General features: G+C 60.6%; 17 protein-coding genes. 6 read left to right on the top strand and 11 right to left on the bottom strand.

Translation table 11 applies throughout. From position 1 onward, the window contains the following. Window positions 1–8 precede the first annotated feature (8 nt). Both AC1D17_RS08700 and moaB read left to right on the top strand, forming a co-directional pair. Window positions 9–935 (top strand): 4-(cytidine 5'-diphospho)-2-C-methyl-D-erythritol kinase, encoded by a 927-nt coding sequence (locus AC1D17_RS08700; RefSeq protein ID WP_477565004.1) that lies wholly within the window; start codon window positions 9–11, stop codon window positions 933–935. Then, window positions 928–1,470 (top strand): molybdenum cofactor biosynthesis protein B, encoded by a 543-nt coding sequence (gene moaB, locus AC1D17_RS08695; RefSeq protein WP_477565003.1) that lies wholly within the window; start codon window positions 928–930, stop codon window positions 1,468–1,470. The genes AC1D17_RS08700 and moaB overlap by 8 nt, the downstream gene beginning before the upstream one ends. A 333-nt stretch (window positions 1,471–1,803) precedes the next feature. Here the strand turns inward: moaB and AC1D17_RS08690 are convergent, their stop codons facing one another. Continuing rightward, window positions 1,804–2,340, bottom strand: a complete 537-nt coding sequence (locus tag AC1D17_RS08690; RefSeq protein WP_477565002.1) for a glycosyltransferase family protein — start codon at window positions 2,338–2,340, stop codon at window positions 1,804–1,806. On the opposite strand from AC1D17_RS08690, the gene AC1D17_RS08685 reads away from it, so the two are divergent. The 4 genes from AC1D17_RS08685 to AC1D17_RS08670 all read left to right on the top strand — a co-directional run bounded on the left by AC1D17_RS08685 (window position 2,327) and on the right by AC1D17_RS08670 (window position 5,067). Then, on the top strand, window positions 2,327–2,533 hold the full coding sequence (locus AC1D17_RS08685; protein ID WP_477565001.1) for a hypothetical protein: 207 nt from the start codon (window positions 2,327–2,329) through the stop codon (window positions 2,531–2,533). The genes AC1D17_RS08690 and AC1D17_RS08685 overlap by 14 nt on opposite strands. A 46-nt stretch (window positions 2,534–2,579) precedes the next feature. Next, complete coding sequence (locus tag AC1D17_RS08680) at window positions 2,580–3,737, top strand: PA0069 family radical SAM protein (RefSeq protein ID WP_477565000.1); 1,158 nt, start codon at window positions 2,580–2,582, stop codon at window positions 3,735–3,737. 153 nt (window positions 3,738–3,890) lie between these two features. After that, window positions 3,891–4,565, top strand: coding sequence for a ribonuclease HII (locus tag AC1D17_RS08675; RefSeq protein WP_477564999.1), 675 nt, complete (start codon window positions 3,891–3,893; stop codon window positions 4,563–4,565). A 193-nt stretch (window positions 4,566–4,758) separates the two neighbouring features. Continuing rightward, entirely contained in the window at window positions 4,759–5,067 is a 309-nt protein-coding gene (locus tag AC1D17_RS08670) for a hypothetical protein (protein ID WP_477564998.1), read from the top strand. Between the two features lie 190 nt (window positions 5,068–5,257). Here the strand turns inward: AC1D17_RS08670 and AC1D17_RS08665 are convergent, their stop codons facing one another. The 10 genes from AC1D17_RS08665 to AC1D17_RS08620 all read right to left on the bottom strand — a co-directional run. After that, the gene (locus AC1D17_RS08665; protein ID WP_477564997.1) at window positions 5,258–5,749 is read right to left on the bottom strand and encodes a F0F1 ATP synthase subunit B; all 492 of its coding nucleotides are present in this window, start codon (window positions 5,747–5,749) and stop codon (window positions 5,258–5,260) included. Window positions 5,750–5,759: 10 nt separating this feature from the next. Continuing rightward, window positions 5,760–6,368 carry a F0F1 ATP synthase subunit B gene (locus AC1D17_RS08660; RefSeq protein WP_477564996.1) on the bottom strand — a complete coding sequence of 203 codons (609 nt, stop codon included), beginning with the start codon at window positions 6,366–6,368 and terminating at the stop codon, window positions 5,760–5,762. A 72-nt stretch (window positions 6,369–6,440) separates the two neighbouring features. Next, window positions 6,441–6,668: a F0F1 ATP synthase subunit C gene (locus tag AC1D17_RS08655; protein WP_056332699.1), complete on the bottom strand. Its 228-nt coding sequence runs from the start codon at window positions 6,666–6,668 to the stop codon at window positions 6,441–6,443. 100 nt (window positions 6,669–6,768) lie between these two features. After that, the gene (locus tag AC1D17_RS08650; RefSeq protein ID WP_477564995.1) at window positions 6,769–7,530 is read right to left on the bottom strand and encodes a F0F1 ATP synthase subunit A; all 762 of its coding nucleotides are present in this window, start codon (window positions 7,528–7,530) and stop codon (window positions 6,769–6,771) included. A gap of 64 nt (window positions 7,531–7,594) precedes the next feature. Next, the gene (locus AC1D17_RS08645) at window positions 7,595–7,960 is read right to left on the bottom strand and encodes an AtpZ/AtpI family protein (protein ID WP_477564994.1); all 366 of its coding nucleotides are present in this window, start codon (window positions 7,958–7,960) and stop codon (window positions 7,595–7,597) included. A gap of 293 nt (window positions 7,961–8,253) precedes the next feature. Next, the gene (locus tag AC1D17_RS08640) at window positions 8,254–9,432 is read right to left on the bottom strand and encodes a cell wall hydrolase (protein ID WP_477564993.1); all 1,179 of its coding nucleotides are present in this window, start codon (window positions 9,430–9,432) and stop codon (window positions 8,254–8,256) included. 252 nt (window positions 9,433–9,684) lie between these two features. After that, window positions 9,685–11,586 carry a potassium transporter Kup gene (locus AC1D17_RS08635; RefSeq protein WP_477564992.1) on the bottom strand — a complete coding sequence of 634 codons (1,902 nt, stop codon included), beginning with the start codon at window positions 11,584–11,586 and terminating at the stop codon, window positions 9,685–9,687. Between the two features lie 17 nt (window positions 11,587–11,603). Continuing rightward, on the bottom strand, window positions 11,604–12,581 hold the full coding sequence (locus tag AC1D17_RS08630; RefSeq protein WP_477564991.1) for a magnesium transporter CorA family protein: 978 nt from the start codon (window positions 12,579–12,581) through the stop codon (window positions 11,604–11,606). 417 nt (window positions 12,582–12,998) lie between these two features. After that, complete coding sequence (gene apbC / locus AC1D17_RS08625; RefSeq protein WP_477564990.1) at window positions 12,999–14,195, bottom strand: iron-sulfur cluster carrier protein ApbC; 1,197 nt, start codon at window positions 14,193–14,195, stop codon at window positions 12,999–13,001. Window positions 14,196–14,621: 426 nt separating this feature from the next. Then, a partial coding sequence (locus AC1D17_RS08620) for a methyl-accepting chemotaxis protein (protein ID WP_477564989.1) occupies window positions 14,622–16,957 on the bottom strand: 2,336 nt, incomplete at its 5' end.

Below are 16,957 nucleotides of genomic sequence, written 5' to 3'. Positions count from 1 at the left end.
GCCTTTCGATGGCAAATAAGGATGGCATTTCCGGATTGWCGCTGAYGCGGATCGCGCCGGCGAAGATCAATCTGGCCCTGCATGTCGTCGGCCAGCGGGCGGACGGCTATCATCTCTTGGAAAGCCTCGTAACCTTTGCCGATGCGGGAGACCGCGTCGGCTTTTCCTTTTCCGGCGAAGACCGTTTCACCGTCTCCGGGCGCTTTTCCGCCGATCTGCCCGTGACGGGCGCAGGTGCCACCGGCAATCTGGTGCTGAAGGCGCGCGACCTGTTGCGGGGCCATCTCGGCGAAAACGGCATCAAGGCGGGACCTGTCCATCTCCACCTGGAAAAGAACCTGCCGGTTGCCTCCGGCATCGGCGGCGGCTCGGCGGATGCCGCCGCGACGCTTCTCGGGTTGCTTGAGCTGTGGCAGATGTCCATTGATCACGACAGCCTGCTAGAGATCGCTCTGAAGCTGGGTGCCGATGTACCGATGTGCCTTCATGGCCGGCCGCTGGTTGCACGTGGCATTGGGGAAAACATCCAGGCGGTGGCCGGTTTTCCGTCCTTTCCCATGCTGATCGTCAACCCGCTGAAGGCGGTCTCGACGCCAGTGATCTTCAAGCTGTTGAAGGACAAGACCAAGCCGTCACTTTCGATGCCGCAGGATAAGCAGTCACCCGACGGCTGGATTGACGTGCTGAAAGGCCTGCGCAACGATCTGGAGGAGCCTGCCCGCGATCTCGAGCCGGATATCGGAGCGGTCTCCGGCGCGCTTGGCCCGACAGGCGCTTGCCTCGTCCGGATGTCCGGATCGGGCGCCTCCTGCTTTGGGCTGTATGCGAGTGCCAAGGCACGCGACGAGGCAGCCATCGTTCTTTCAAGGGAACACCCGAACTGGTACGTTCTGGCCTGCAACAGCGTCCACGGAGAGGAAGACCACGATGAGTGAGACCAGGGAGCCAAGACCCTTCGTTCCGGTCGGCATCGCGGTTTTGACCGTTTCCGATACCCGCACGCTGGCTGACGACCGTTCCGGTGATACGCTCGTTGCCCGCATCACAGATGCCGGTCACAGGCTCGAAGCCCGCGCCATCGTGCCCGACGACAAGCAGCAGATCGCAGCACAGGTGAAGGCCTGGACGCTCGATAAAACCATCGACGTGGTGATCACCACCGGCGGCACGGGCTTTACCGGGCGCGATGTGACGCCCGAAGCGCTGGAACCGCTGTTTGAAAAGCGCATGGATGGCTTTTCCGAGGTCTTCCACCGGATTTCCTATGACAAGATCGGCACCTCGACGATCCAGTCGCGCGCCACCGGCGGCGTCGCAAATGCCACCTTCATCTTCGTGCTGCCGGGATCGCCCGGTGCCTGCCGCGACGCCTGGGACGGCATACTGAAACAGCAGCTCGACTACCGGCACATGCCCTGCAATTTCGTCGAGATCATGCCAAGGCTGGACGAGCACCTGAAGCGCGGATGACCTCTCAGGTTTAGCGAAACCCAATCTTCCCTGTTCCTTTCGTAACAGCGCCCCACGATGCGGCATTGTAAACCTGTCCTCATCGAAAGACGGAATGAGGAGGACGGGATGGCAGGCTTATGGATCGGCGCGTCCGGTTCCCACATCCAGCTCAATACAGACAGCATGAACGCGGCGGATTTCACCTCCTGAAAACCGCCATGCAAAGCGATACGACGACGCGGCTGCGGCCACGCGGAAAGCCATTTTCACCGGCGATTTTTCAAGGTTGATTTTTCAATGAAGACAGGAGCAGGTCCGAAAGGGCCTGCTCTTTTAACGGCTGCCCGCCGCTCAAAAGCTTTCTGCGCCCGGACGGTTGGCAATTGCCACCCATGCCGGCACGAGTTCGCTCCCAAGCTTGCGCACCGCCCTGCCATTGGCAAAATCGCAGAGCTGCATCGATGACCTGGCGATCGCCGCCGCCTGCGGCTTCGACAAAAGCAATCCCAGTTCGAGCGGTGTTGTCCGTTTGGCGATGCGCTGCAGGAACGGCCGGCGATACTGCCGGGAGGGTGAAAAGCGCGCCGGCATCCTGTTCAGCGACATATATTCCGCCACGTCGTCGATCCATCGTCCCGCTGGCCTTGCGCCGGCTTCGAGCAAAAGCAGCCAATCGCCGCGCGCGGAGCGGACGATGTCCGCCATATCCCAGCTCGTGCAGAAACGCGCTCCGGCGGCGTCTGCGACGCGGCTGGAACCGTCCTTCGAGCCGTGATCCAAAATGATCACGTCGCTGACCAGACCTTCCACGGCACCCGCCACCAGCGCCGACAGCGTCTGCGCCAGTTCTGCCTCGTTGTTGCGGGTTTCTGTGATGATCGTCAGCATTGCCGTCCTTACCGCATTGCACACGGATTTTCCACAAGCCCTTCGTCTCGCAGCGATTAACTTTCCATTCATGATGAATGCGGGGGCGAAGCAGCAAGGGATGGACCGTCACCGCGACGCCGCCGACGCGATAACCAAGGCCATACTTTCATTTTGTTCTTGCATTGTTCTCTTTTTCACGATAGGAAAATAATCAGCAAATATCGGAAGGCCCGTAACGGCAATCCCCGGAGAAACCCATGAACGAGCTGTCTCAGATCAGGCAGGGCGCTTTGGCGCCTGCCAACACGGCAGATATGGCCGAAGCGATGATTGCCGGATCCGGGCTGCGCATCGAGATCGACCGCAGGCGCGGCCGGGGGGCTGCGATCAATTCATCCGGCCGTTTCGAACCCGTATCCCGGCAACTCGAAGACGATGGCTGGAACTCTCTGGAGGATCTGCCGGTCTTCAAGACCGAGGTTCAGATCGAAAAACCCCGCTCGATCATCAGCCGCAACGATTCGCCCGACATCCCGTTCGACCGCTCCGTCAATCCTTACCGGGGATGCGAGCATGGTTGCATCTATTGCTTCGCCCGGCCGACCCACGCCTATATGGGCCTGTCGCCGGGGCTCGATTTCGAGGCGAAGCTGTTTGCCAAGCCGGACGCGGCAAAGCTTCTGGAGCGCGAACTGGCCAAGCCCGGCTACAAGGCACGCCCGATCGCGATCGGCACCAATACCGACCCCTACCAGCCGATCGAAAAGGAATGGCGGATCATGCGCCAGATCCTCGAAGTGCTCAAAGCCGCCGATCATCCCGTCATGATCGTCACCAAGTCGGCGATGGTCATGCGCGACATCGATATCCTGGCGCCGATGGCCGAAAAAGGCCTGGCGAAGGTCGGCCTGTCGGTGACGACGCTCGATCGCAAGCTCGCGCGGTTGATGGAGCCGCGCGCCTCGACACCGTCCAAGCGGCTGGAAGCGATTAAGGCATTGTCCGAAGCCGGCATTCCGGCAACGGTGATGATGGCGCCGGTCGTTCCGGCGCTCAACGACCACGAGATCGAGCGGGTGCTGGATGCCGGCAAGACGGCCGGAGCGACGAGCGCGAGTTACGTGCTTTTGCGCCTGCCGATCGAAGTCAGCCCGCTGTTTCGCGACTGGCTTCTCAGAAACTATCCGGACCGTTACCGCCATGTCATGTCTCTGGTCCGTTCGATGCGCGGCGGCAAGGATTACGACGCCGAGTTCGGCAAGCGCATGAAGGGCGCTGGCCCCTATGCCTGGCAGATCGGCCGCCGCTTCGAGCTGGCGGCCAAGCGGCTGGAACTGAATGCCGCCAGACGGTCGCTGAATTGCGATCTTTTCGTCCCGCCGCTTGGAACCGGCGTTCAGCTGTCGCTGCTGTAGCGCTTTGATCAGCTGCATAATTTCCCCGGGACAATCCCGGAGATTGGAATACCGATGCTGCTTCTGCCCCGGGGCAGGATCGGTCATCCTGCGGCAACCGCCTCATTGCCACGGGACTTGCAGGGAATCGGGCTTGTGTGCGAGTTTCGCCGCATGTCACGACGCGCACCGCCCGATTCCCCCTTTCTATTCGAGACTGTCGAGGGCCCAGATTTCAGCTTCGAGCTGGCTGGGCGGCGCGACGGGCTCTGGCCGGTCGCAGGCACCGATGAAGCCGGGCGCGGGCCGCTGGCCGGACCGGTCGTTGCCGCCGCCGTCATCCTTGATCCGGACAATATTCCTGAAGGGCTGAACGACAGCAAACAGCTGTCGATCGCCCGCCGCGAGGAACTGTTCGATATCATCCTGTCGTCATCGATCGTCTCCATTGCCTCGTCTGCGGCCGGAAGGATCGATGATACGGATATCCGAAAGGCAAGCCTCGATGCGATGCGCAGGGCCGTCCACGGCCTTTGCGTGCGGCCGGCGCTGGTGCTCGCCGACGGCCGCGACGTGCCGCCGGGCCTTGCCTGTCTGGGCAAGGCCGTCGTCAAGGGTGACGCACGCTCGCTGTCGATCGCTGCCGCCTCGATCATCGCCAAGGTGGCGCGCGACCGGATGATGACCCGCGCCGGCCTGGTTTTCCCCGCCTACGGATTTGCCACGCATGCGGGCTATGCCACCAAGCGCCATCGCAACGCCATCGATGCTCACGGCCCCTGCCCGCTGCATCGCATGAGTTTCCGGCCGCTGCGCCAGGACGGCGCTGAAATAGTCGATGAAGAGTAGCCGACGGAACGACCGGACCGCATTCTTCGGAACAACTGTGCTTGGCCCTGCGTTAGATATACCGGCCATTGACGGCAAAGACACAGCTGCGGTTTTTCTTGTGTGCGGCGTGCCACAGGTAACAAACGGAAGAGCAGGCGGGTTATAAAGTGAAAATCAATATCTACCCGCGATTCCGTGAAAGGTTCGAACCGTGCTTTTTGGGCTGATCCTCATCGCCGCCACAGCGGCCGGCATTCCCGCTACGCCAGAGCCGACCGCGGATGCCCTGCAGTCAGATCTGCAGACGGCCTATAGCTGCAAGGATATCGACGGCCGGAAGGTTTGGAAGGGCGGACTTGCCTATTACATCCAGTCGTTCGTCTATGACGACGAGACGCCGGTTGATGCGGCGAACATGGCGACCGACGCCGTCCTTCCTGGCGACAACAGCCCGGAGACAATGCAGGAGTTCGAGCAGGCCTGCCTGACGATGGCCCCGACGGCGAGCACGGACAACTAAGAGCGCTTCATCTTTAAACGGAAGCATTCTGCCGGAAGGAATTTCGGCAGGGAATAGAGAGGGCGGCGGGCTCGCTTCGCCCGACTGCCACACGCGAACAGTTACATTCCCAGCGACAGACACAAAAATGCCAGACACAAAAAAGGCCGGCGCAAGCCAGCCTTTTTTATAATTCCGTGTGAACAATCGGTCAGTTCAGGCGGGTCTTCACGTCGCTGATCGCCTTGGTGAACAAAGCCGCTTGAGTGGCTGCGTCCGACTTTGCCGTGATGACGCTTTCAGCGGCAGCAATGGCGATATCGACGGCGGTGGCGCGAACCGAATTGATGGCGTCGGTTTCGGCCTGCTTGATCTTCTGTTCCGACAGCGCCGTGCGGCGGGCGACGAATTCGTCGGTCTTCTGCTTGGCCTCGGCGGTCAGCATTTCGGCTTCGCGTTCGGCAGCGGCAACGATGTTGGCGGCTTCAGCTTCGGCTTCCTTGCGCTTGCGCTGGTATTCGACAAGCAGGGCTTGCGCTTCTGCGCGCAGGCGCTTGGCTTCAGCCAGTTCGTTGGTGATGCGGCCGGCGCGCGCGTCGAGCGACTTTGCCAGCATGCCCGGAACCTTGAGGTAGACGATAAGAGCGAGGAAAAGCACCAAGCCGACTGTGGCCCAGAATGTGGCCAGTGAGGTCATATCCATGATGCTCTCCTTACTTCGCCGATGCCTTGACCGCGGATGCGATCTCGGCCTTCGATACTTTGCCACCGATCAACTGCTCGACAACGGCGGTCGCAGTTTCCTCGGCGATCGCGCCAACGTCAGCCAGCGCCTTCGTCTTGATATCGGCGATGCGGGCTTCGGCAGCGGAAATCTTGTTGTTCAGGCTGGCTTCGACCGCGGTGCGATCGGCAGTTGCCTTTGCCTTTGCAGCTTCGCGCGCCTCGGAGGCGATCGCGTTGCCCTTGGCCTTGGCAGCGGCCAGTTCCTGCTCATAGGCGGCAATGGCGGCGTCCGCCTCGGCCTTCGAGCGTGCGGCATCGTCGAGGTCGCGTGCGATCGTGTCATTGCGCGTTTCGAGAACGCTACCGATGCGCGGCATGACGACCTTCGACATCAGAAGGTAGAAAAGACCGAAGGTAATCGCCAGCCAGAGCAGCTGCGATGCAAATGTCGAAGAATCGAAGGGCGGGAACACTCCCGAGCCATGTCCGCCTTCATGGGCTACACCGGTTTCGGTGTGGACCTCGCCGGCAGCKGCGTCGTGGGTCTCTGCGCCTTCGGTGGTAGTTGACTGGGCGTATGCCGCGGTCACAAACATGCTCACCTCCAGGTGCATTCAGAAAAGATGCGGGCCGCGGCCTAAAACCGCGACCCTGCCTTCAAGCCGATCTTAGACGGCGAAAAGGAGCAGCAGCGCTACGAGCAGCGAGAAGATGCCCAGAGCTTCCGTAACGGCGAAGCCGAATACGAGACGGCCGAACTGGCTGTCTGCTGCCGACGGGTTGCGCAGGGCGCCCGACAGGTAGCTACCGAAAATGTTGCCGAGGCCGAGAGCCGTGCCGGCCATACCGAGGCAAGCGAGACCTGCGCCGATGTACTTTGCTGCTTCCGCTTCCATGATTTTCTCCTTCGAAATGGTTGTTGCGGCTAACTTTGGCACTTTCGCCGATCAGGACCGGGTAACGATCCGGAGCGGGAAAGCCCCACGACTTTATTCCTTAGTGGCCACCCGGATGCACTGCGTCGTTGAGGTACATGCAAGTCAGCACCGCAAAGACATAGGCCTGGAGGAAGGATACGAGGAATTCGAGACCCGTAAGGGCCACGGTCATGATGAGCGGAAGGATCGCACCACCGATACCCAGCGCGCCGAGGGTTCCGAGCGAGGCGACGAAGCCTGCGAACACTTTCAGCGTGATATGGCCGGCCAGCATGTTCGCGAAGAGACGAACGGAAAGGCTGATCGGGCGGGACAGGAAGGAGATCACTTCGATTGCAATAACCAAAGGCAGAAGGATACCGGGTACGCCAGAGGGCACGAACACATTGAGGAAGCCAAGGCCGTGCTTATAGAAACCGTAGAACAGAACAGTACCGATGACGAAGAGCGCAAGCGCAAAGGTCACGATGATCTGGCTGGTTACGGTGAAAAAGTAGGGAACCATGCCGAGCATGTTTGCTGTCAGGATGAACATGAACAGCGAGAACACCATCGGGAAGAATTTCATGCCGTGGGAGCCTGCGCCTTCGCGCAGCATCGAGGCGATGAATTCGTAGGAAATCTCCGAGACGGACTGCATGCGGCCGGGAACCAGGCTGCGCGTCGACGTCGTGAAGTAGAGGAATGCCGTGGCGACGGCGAGCGTCGCGAACATGAACAGCGATGCATTGGTGAAAGAGAAATCAATACCGCCAATTTCGATCGGAACGATCTTGTTGACCACAAACTGGTGTACCGGATCTACCTTATCGCCTGCCACAGCCGCTCTCTCTCGTTACTTATTCGCCGAATGGCGGATATTTCAACCTGCGACAACAGCGCTTTTACGCGTCGTCACTCTTGTCCTTGATGCCCTTGYCCAGCTGATCCGCGGGGTGAGGCGCTGCCACCATGCCCGCCGAACGCAGGACGTTCAGCACACCGGCACAAAAACCAAGCAGGAGAAGCACTATCATCCCCCACGGCCCTGTACCCGCAAAATGGTCCAAAAGATAGCCCAGAAGTGCACCGACAATGATCGCCGCCACAAATTCGCTCGAAAGCTTCACGGCGACCTGATAGCCCTTGCGGTTCTGCGCAGCGCGCGCTTCGTCCGCAGCGTATTTCGGATCGTCCTTGCGCTTTTCAGACAACTCGGAACCGAGGCGTTTCAGCCGGTCTTCCAGACCCTCTTTCCGGTTGTCCGTCATGTGGCATCCTCCCTTTTGCTGCCTGTCACGGTGATAAACCATGAGCTTGGTCATACAAAGGCCGGATTTGAAGCCACCGCTCGGCCCGTTCTGAAGTCGGCCGCAACATAGTTTTAGGGGCCAGCATAGTCAAGGCACCAAAAGGCCTTGTTAGGCCACAATATTATTGAATAAAAACATTGCCTTATGAGATTCAAGCGAAGCCTTTGGCGGATTCGTCGGGAATCACCCGCGGGCTTTGCCGGAACCTTAAAGGACCATGACGGCCCGGCAACTGGCAATCGGCAGCGTTGTCAGCTCCATCCGCCGCCATAGGTGCGGTAGAAGATGTGCTTGCCGATCTTGGAGACCCGCTTCATCGTCGGACCCCAGTCAGGTTTGACATAGGTCGCATGATAATGCGTCGCCGAGCCGACTTCAGGGAACCAGATCTTGCCGGCCGTGACCGCAAGGGCGATTTCCTTGGCCGTCAGCCAGGCGGAGCGCGACCAGACGATGTCGGGGATCCGGTCGCAGGCAAACGAGAACTGGCAGCGATTGTACCAGCCCTTGTTCTGATAAACGACCTCGCAGATCGTCGATGGGTAAGCGGGATTGCGAACGCGATTGAGAATGACCTGTGCGACTGCCGCCTGGCCCTTCAACGTTTCGCCGCGCGATTCGAAATAGATGCCCGAGGTCAGGCATTTCTGTTCCGCCTCGGAAAAGACGGAGGCAGGCAGCGGATTGGCCGCCCAGGCATGGTCTTGCGGCGAGATGTCGGGAATGAAGCGGCCGCCGGCCTTGTCTTCGCGCAGGATCGAATCGAAAGGCGACTGGCGGGCATAATCCGGCTCGGCGGGCGCATAGGCCGTGGCAAGGATATCGGCGGACGGGTTGGTGACCAGGCTTGCCAGCATTGGCGACATGCCGGGATCAGTCTTCGGGGCCTTTTTCTTATAGAAGGCCATGGCGATCTTGATTTCCTTGCCCTTGATCTCAGGCTTGGAAAACACCATCCGCTCCTTGGCATCAAACAGCGGATCGGTGAGCGAACTGGTGCGTTCAAGGATCGAGCCTGCGGTAAAATCCTTCGGCGGCGTCACCGGCGCAACGGCGATGATACGGCCTTTCTTTTCCTTGCGGTTCACCCGGTCTTCGTCCGTGCGTGGATCAGCCTGCTTCTGTTCGGCCGTCAGCGAGACCTTGCCGCCGCCCGGCATGTCGATCCCTGCCCCGTCGCCGATCGCACCGGTGATGAGCGGATCGTTGAAGACCATCTCGACCTCATGCAGCGATCCGGCGGGAGAGCGCGTCATGTGCATGCGCCAGCGCTCGCCACCGCGATTGATGCCGGACAGGAAGGTTGCAAGATCGGAATGGGCGGGAGCCGAGGGAAAACCGGCAAAAAGGCCGATGCCAAGCATCAGGGGAGCGGTCCAGCGCGCGGGCGACAAACGGGACCTGAGACGCAACACAGTACTCTTACGCACCAACCGGACTCCACGCACTGGCAGACGCGGGCATGCATCCGGCAAAAAACACCCGGAACGCCTTTTCCCGCGGAAGTGAATCGGACAAGCGGTCACGTCGCGCTCAAGTGCGCGGTTAACGCTTCAACTGTCCTGACAATGAAGCATTAACCTTGATGGTTGGTTAATGCCCCCTGCCGCGAATGCGGGAGGGCACGACGAAAAACGCCTCCCGCGCGGCGGCGCAGGAGGCGTTATCGCAAGATCGGCGGGTCAGATGATGACGTGCGAACCCAGTTCCACCACGCGGTTGGTCGGCAGGCGGAAATAGTCCGAAGGGTCGATGGCGGCATTGGCAAGGCCGATGAACAGCCTGTCCTGCCAGTGCGGCATGCCAGATTGCGCATCCGGCACCAGCTTGCGGCGCCCCAGATAGAACGAGGTCGACATGATGTCGAATTTCAACCCGGTCTTCCTGAACAGGCCAAGCGCCTGCGAGACGTTCTGGGTCTCCATGTAGCCGAAGCGCATTTCCAGCAGGCTGAAGCGTTCAGACAGGCTGCTGGCGCTAACGCGCTGGTCCTTGGCCACCACCGGTGTATTGAGCGTGCGGATCGTCAGAATGAAGTTCTGCGCATGCAGGACGTGATTGTGCTTGATGTTGTGCAGCAATGCCGCGGGCGTCGATTCCGGATCGCTGGTGAGGAAGATGGCGGTACCCGGCACCGAGACTGGCGCATGCTCGCTCTTGCGCTCGATCGACTTGACGAAGGAGGCGAGCGGAATATCCGTATGCCGGGTCTTGTCATGCAGGATCTTCGTGCCGCGCTTCCAGGTCCACATGACGACGACGAAGGTGGCTGCGATCATCACCGGGACATAGCCGCCGTCGTGAATCTTCAAAAGATTGGCGCCCAGGAAGACCAGTTCGAGCGCGAGCAGCGGCAACAGCACCAGGCAAGCGGCATAGAGCGGCCATTTCCACCGCAGGCGAACAAATTCGAAGGCGAGCAGGGTCGTGACGACCATCGCGCCGGTAACGGAAATACCGTAGGCGGTCGCCAGCGATTCCGACGAGCCGAACACGAAGACCAGCGTAATGACCCCGAACAGCAGCAGCGTGTTGACGTTGGGAAGATAGATTTGGCCCGTCTGGGTCTCGGACGTATGGAAGATTGCCATGCGCGGCAGGAAACCGAGATGGATCGCCTGACGCGTCAGGGAGAATGCGCCGGTGATGACTGCCTGGCTGGCAATGATCGTCGCCGCGGTGGCGAGGATGACGACCGGCAGCAACGACCATTCCGGAAACATCAGAAAGAACGGATCGGACATGGCTTCGGGATGCTTGAGGACAAGCGCGCCCTGGCCGAGATAGTTGAGAGCCAGTGCCGGAAAGACCAGACAAATCCAGGCCCATTGGATGGGCCTGCGGCCGAAATGTCCAAGATCGGCGTAGAGCGCCTCTGCACCTGTCACCGTCAGGAACACAGCCCCGAGAACAACAATGCCGACGTAACCGGCATTGAACAGGAAGTGGACCGCATACCAAGGATTGAAGGCCGAGAGGATACCGAAATCGTCGCGAATGTGGTTGATGCCAGCAGCTCCCATGACGAGGAACCAGACGACGGTAATCGGCCCGAAGAAATTCGATACCGCAGCGGTGCCCTTCGACTGGACGGCGAAAAGCAACAGCATAATGATCACCGAAATCGGCACGACATAATCGGAAAGCGCCGGCGTCACCAGTTTCAGGCCTTCCACGGCGGAAAGGACGGAAAGGGCCGGCGTGATCATCGCGTCACCGATAAACAGGGCGGCACCTGCGATCCCCATGAAGAAAAGCCGGGACGCATGCCCACTGCCCGCCTTCATCAGAAGGGCCAGAAGCGACAGCGTTCCACCTTCGCCATGGTTATCGGCGCGCAGCAGGAACAGCACGTATTTCAGCGTCACGATGATCGTCAACGTCCAGATCATCAGCGAGATCAGGCCGATGACTTCGAATCGCGAGACACCGTCGGCGGCGACCGGGCGCAGCGCCTCACGGAACGCATAGAGCGGGCTCGTTCCAATATCGCCGTAAACGACGCCGACCGAGCCGAGCACAAGAAGCAGAAACTTGCGCAATTCCTTGTCGGGTGTTCCAGGGGTAGCTACCGTATGGGACATCTGAATATTTCCGGCCTTTAAAGCCAGCCTTTCCAGCGAAAGAAATAGTAGGGAACGATGGCCGAAATCACCATGCCGACGACAGCCATGGGATAACCAAACGTCCATTTCAGTTCCGGCATGAAATCGAAATTCATACCGTAAAGCGAGGCGACCAGGGTCGGCGGCAGAAAGACGACGGCCGCGATCGAGAAAATCTTGATGATGGCGTTCTGTTCGACGTTGATCAGCCCAAGCGAAGCATCCAGAAGGAAGGTGATGTTTCCCGAGATGAACGAGGCATGCTCCGACAGCGACTGAATATCGCGCGACACTGTCCGGCAGAGTTCCTTGGTGTCCCTGTTTTCCTGCACCGAGGGGACGGTATAGAGAAACGTCAGGACGCGGGAGAGCGAGGCAAGGCTGTCTCGGGTCTTGGCCACCAGCCTGTGATGCGACGCCACGTCCATCAGCTTGGCTTCGAGATAATGCGGCGGGCGGCGCTTGCCGACGGGACGATCGCCGAAAACCTGCAACGACAGGCCGTCGATCCGGGCAACGGCAATCTCCAGGATTTCCGCCGTGCGATCGACGATGGTCTCAAACAGCCGCGTCGCCAGGACAGTCCCATTGGCGCAACCGCCCGGGATGCGGTGCATCGCCGCCGTGAAAAGGTCAAAGGCCTTTGGCTCATCATAGCGGACGGTGATCAAAAGGCCCCTTGCCAGCACGAAGGCGACATCGGCCAGTTCCGGCTGTCCGCTTTCGGCCTTGCAGACCAGCGACGCGGTCATGAACACCGCGTCCCTGGCCGTGTAAAGGCGGCTGGAGGGTTCGATATCCTTCAGGTCGTCCCGTGTCGGCACCTCGATGCCGAGGAAGCTTTCGACCAGCAGATCCTCCGCCTTGTCCGGGCGCAACATATCGATCCACACGACATCGGATGGCAGGGACGCAGGCGGCGCCGCCGCGCTGATGACGACGGCTTCTCCATTGTCACGATAGGCAGTAATCATTCCGCGGCCTTTGCATGGGCATCGCCGATACGCGCATGGGCGACCATCGCAACGTCATGACGAGATGCGACAGCGGAAACCAGGCTTGGGCGAACCGGAAAAAACCGGCTGGATGAAATCAAAGCTGCGCGCGGCAGGTCCATATGGAAACTCTCGTCGTTTACGACAAACCCTCAAACGGTCATCACGGTCATGCGGAGCCCGACGGAGGGCAGCACCGCTGGTGCAGCCTTGCGGATGCGGGGAGGCATATGGAACAAGGCACACTCAAAATCAATGCAGAAAGTGGCAAAGCGCCACAATGTCGCCTAAAGACTTAACGACGCTCGCCGGTTGAATGTCAACAGCGCGCATGCCTGCCCCGAATTTTCAGGTGGCCAACCCCGGCCACAGAAGGGCAATCCGTTTCCGGGCAGCTTACTCGAACACGATGTTCGGCATGGCCCGGGCCTTGTCTCCCTGATGAGCGCCGATCTGCTCCCAGACCTTCGTTGCGATATCGCGATAGACCCGGGCGATCTCGCTGTCAGGCTCCGACGCAACGACCGGCGTCCCCGCGTCGGACGTTTCACGGATGCCCATGGTCAGCGGCACTTCCCCGAGGAACGGCACGCCGATACGCTCGGCCTCCTTGCGGGCACCGCCATGGCCGAAAATATCGTAGCGGGCACCGGTATCCGGAGCGATGAAATAGCTCATGTTCTCGATGATGCCGAGCACCGGCACCTCGACCTTGCGGAACATGGCAAGCCCCTTGCGGGCGTCGATCAGCGCCAGGTCCTGGGGTGTCGAGACGATGACGGCGCCGGCCAGCGGCACCTGCTGGGCCATGGTCAGCTGCGCATCGCCGGTGCCTGGCGGCATATCGACGACCAGCACGTCGAGATCGCCCCAGGCAACCTCGCGCAGCATCTGCAACAGCGCCGACTGGATCATCGGCCCGCGCCAGATCATCGCGACTTCCTCATCGACGAGAAACCCCATCGACATGACCTTCAGGCCATAATTCTCCATCGGCCGGATCATCCGGCCTTCGATCTGCTGCGGCCGGCCGGAAATTTTCAAAAGGCGCGGCATCGACGGGCCGTAGATATCGGCATCGAGAATGCCGACGCGCAGGCCGTTGGCCTTCAGCGCCAGGGCAAGGTTGACCGAGGTCGTTGATTTGCCGACGCCGCCCTTGCCGGAGGCAACGGCGATGATCGCGCCGACGCCCGGAATACCGGCTTTCGCCGCAGCCGTCGGCGTCCGCTGCGCCGTCGGCGCAGGTGCGTGGCTGTGGCCCGCATGGGAATGGCCGGCATGACCGGGCTGGGACGGTGCGGCGGCAGGACGTTGAACCGGCGCCGAAGACGAGACACCCTTCCTGTCGGCCGTCAGCGCTACCATCGCGCCCTTGACGCCCGGAATATCCTTGACCACCCGTTCGGCTGCAGCACGAAGGGGATCGAGCTCACGGGCCCGCTCGGCCGGCACGGTGATCGAGAAATAGACCTTGGAATCGGAGATGAAGACATCCGAGACCAGCCCCATATCGACGATATTGCCGTCCATATCCGGTCCGCGAATGCCTCTGAGTTTGTCGAGAACCTGTTCCTTGGTCACGTCGGTCATGTTATTCACTCCTGCCGCCAGCGCGGCTGGTTTGCCCTGCTGTCTCGTCTGTGTGCGATGCGCTGGTATTTAGATAATCGAGCCGGAGTGTTTCGCCAATGCGGCGGAAGAGAAAAACCGGCGCAAAAGGAAAGGCCGCTCTCTGCCGGGTGGTGTCCGTACATCCGGGATCACCTCTGGCTGAAAGCGGCCTTTTCTGTCGCGACCTTCTTGGGCGCCGTTTTATTATAGTCCCCTCTGGACATGCCATTTACAAAGCAGGAAGCGTGCCAGTTTCAGAAAACGCCTGAAAACACCGGTTTTCCGCCTGACCGCTTCGCACTGCAGCATCGTCCCCGATTACTTATTGTGCAGTTGCGTTGTTCAACTTTCGGCATTGCCGGATTTTGCGACAAGGGCGCCTGCAGACGGCGCCCTTGCTTTGGCTCAAAATTCGTCCCAGCCGTCATTCGACGGGGCAGCAGCGGCTGCGCCATTCGCCTGGAACGCACCGGCAAGTTTTTGCCCCAGCGACCGCGCCGGCGATTGGACAGCCGGTGTGATGCCGGATGCAGGCCGGATACCCGGTTTCGACAGGGAGGAACTGCGCACGGGGGCGGATGGCGCCCGATGCATCCCGGCGTCCATGGCGACGCGGCTGACGTTTGCCTGCGACGCTTCTCCGAGCCTGAAGTTCGACAGGAGCGCCGTCAGAGCCGAGGCCTCGGCGGCAAGCGTGTGGCTGGCGGCGGTCGATTCCTCGACCATGGCTGCATTCTGCTGCGTGCCCTGATCCATGACGTTGACGGCACGGTTGATGTCGTTGAGCCCGATCGACTGTTCACGCGCCGCCTCGACGATGGAGGACACACGCAGGTTGATCTCATCGACCTCGTGAACGATCACTTCCAGCGCCTTGCCGGCCTGGCCGACCAGTTCGACACCGGTCTTGACCTGCTGGCCCGATTTCGAAATCAGCGCCTTGATCTCTTTGGCTGCATTGGCAGAGCGCTGCGCCAGTTCGCGCACTTCCTGAGCGACGACGGCAAACCCCTTGCCGGCATCGCCTGCACGCGCGGCTTCGACACCGGCGTTCAGGGCAAGAAGGTTGGTCTGGAACGCAATTTCATCGATGACACCGATGATGCTTGAGATTTCCTGCGAGGACGTTTCGATCTGGCCGACGGCATCGATGGCGCTCTTGACGACGGTGCTCGATGTCTGCGCGCCGGACTTCGCCTTGGCAACCAGCTGGCCTGCCTCTTCGGCCCGCACCGTCGAATCGCGCACCGAGGCGGTGATCTCGTCCAGCGCTGCCGCCGTCTCTTCGACGGAGGCCGCCTGTTGTTCCGTCCGCTTGGCAAGATCGTCGGCCGAGGACCGGATTTCAGCGGAGCCAGCCTGAATGCCCAGCGCATTGTTGCCGACCGATTGCAAGGTCTGCTGCAGGGTACTCATCGAACTGTTGAAGTCTTCACGCAGGGCATCGAGCGAGCCGATGAACGGCGTCATCAGCCGGAAGGTCACGTCGCCATCGGCGAGCCGCTGCAGGCCCGTGCCGAGCTCGGTGACGGCAAAGCGCATTTGGCGCTCGTTTTCCTGGGTCTCGGCGGCGCGGCGCTGGCGTTCTTCTTCGCTGAGCGTGCGGGTCTCTTCCGCTTCGGTCTCCAGACGCTGCTTGGCGATCGTCGCGTCGCGCAAAATGGCGAGCGACCGGGCCATGCCGCCGATCTCGTCGTTGCGCTCCGCATCGGCAATGACAATGCCGGTGTTGCCCCTCGCGATTTCGCCGGTTGCATTGACGATGGCTTGAAGACGGCGGCGGAAGCGATTGGAGATCAGCACGCCGAGCAAAACGAGGAGCACCGAGGCAACGGCGATAATGATGACGGATATCCAGGCCATATGCGTCAGATAGGCAAACACGGTCGCCTTCGGAACGGAGACGATCGCGTACCAGGACGTGTCGGGAAGGAGCTGAACGGGAACGGCGATGGAGAGAAAATCCACCCCGTCCGCGCCGGCCGTTTCGACCGGCTTGCCGGGATTGTCGATCATCTGCTGCCAGGCGGCGGCATCGACGCTGCTATCCTTGAAGCTCTTGCCAAGATTGGCGGCATCGACGTGGCTGAGGAAGTTTCCGCCCTGGGAAACGAGTGCCACATTGCCGTCGCCGAGCGGTTTCATTTCGGCAAGCTTCGATGTCAGGCTGTCGAGCGCAATGTCGATGCCGGTGACGCCGAGCGGCTTGCCATCGACGGTGACGGGACCGACCAGCGTAGTCATCATCACGTCCTTGCCATCGACCGCATATTTATAGGGCTCGATCACGACCATCTTCTGCGCCTTGAAAGGCAGCTGGTAGTAGTCGCCGGGGCCGGGCTTGTCATAGTCCGTGAGCGGCGTCACATCGATCTTGCCGCCCGAACGGACCCAGTAAGGAACATAACGGCCGGTCGCGTCATGGCCCGGCTTGGTGACATAATCTGCATCCTTGCCGTCAAAGGCGTTCGGCTCCCAGCCGCTCCAGACACCGAGCGCAAAGGGGCTGTCCTCGAGCGCCTTCTTCATCATCGCATCGGCCGAGGTGCGGTTTGCCGCTCCGGATATTTCGAGCGCTGAAAAAACGCTCTGAAAGGTGGAAACGAGCTGGAGGCCTTGCGTCAGCTGCGATTTCAGGTCGGCGGCCGTCAGTGCTGCGGTGGCATTCATCTCGTCGACGCTGCGGCGTTTGACTTCGGAATAGGAGATCCAGAACAGTGTGCCGGCGGTCACCACAGTGG

The sequence above is a fragment of the Pararhizobium sp. P1_E7 genome (genome assembly GCF_056405855.1).
Note: the sequence above shows the minus strand (reverse complement) of the source record. Positions and strands in the feature narration are given on the sequence as shown.

Coding starts and splice junctions, on each gene's coding strand:
- moaB (WP_477565003.1), top strand. CDS start 928: ATGAGTGAGACCAGGGAGCCAAGACCCTTCGTTCCGGTCGGCATCGCG.
- AC1D17_RS08685 (WP_477565001.1), top strand. CDS start 2,327: ATGATCGTCAGCATTGCCGTCCTTACCGCATTGCACACGGATTTTCCA.
- AC1D17_RS08690 (WP_477565002.1), bottom strand. CDS start 2,340: ATGCTGACGATCATCACAGAAACCCGCAACAACGAGGCAGAACTGGCG.
- AC1D17_RS08680 (WP_477565000.1), top strand. CDS start 2,580: ATGAACGAGCTGTCTCAGATCAGGCAGGGCGCTTTGGCGCCTGCCAAC.
- AC1D17_RS08675 (WP_477564999.1), top strand. CDS start 3,891: ATGTCACGACGCGCACCGCCCGATTCCCCCTTTCTATTCGAGACTGTC.
- AC1D17_RS08665 (WP_477564997.1), bottom strand. CDS start 5,749: ATGGATATGACCTCACTGGCCACATTCTGGGCCACAGTCGGCTTGGTG.
- AC1D17_RS08655 (WP_056332699.1), bottom strand. CDS start 6,668: ATGGAAGCGGAAGCAGCAAAGTACATCGGCGCAGGTCTCGCTTGCCTC.
- AC1D17_RS08635 (WP_477564992.1), bottom strand. CDS start 11,586: ATGTCCCATACGGTAGCTACCCCTGGAACACCCGACAAGGAATTGCGC.
- AC1D17_RS08630 (WP_477564991.1), bottom strand. CDS start 12,581: ATGATTACTGCCTATCGTGACAATGGAGAAGCCGTCGTCATCAGCGCG.
- apbC (WP_477564990.1), bottom strand. CDS start 14,195: ATGACCGACGTGACCAAGGAACAGGTTCTCGACAAACTCAGAGGCATT.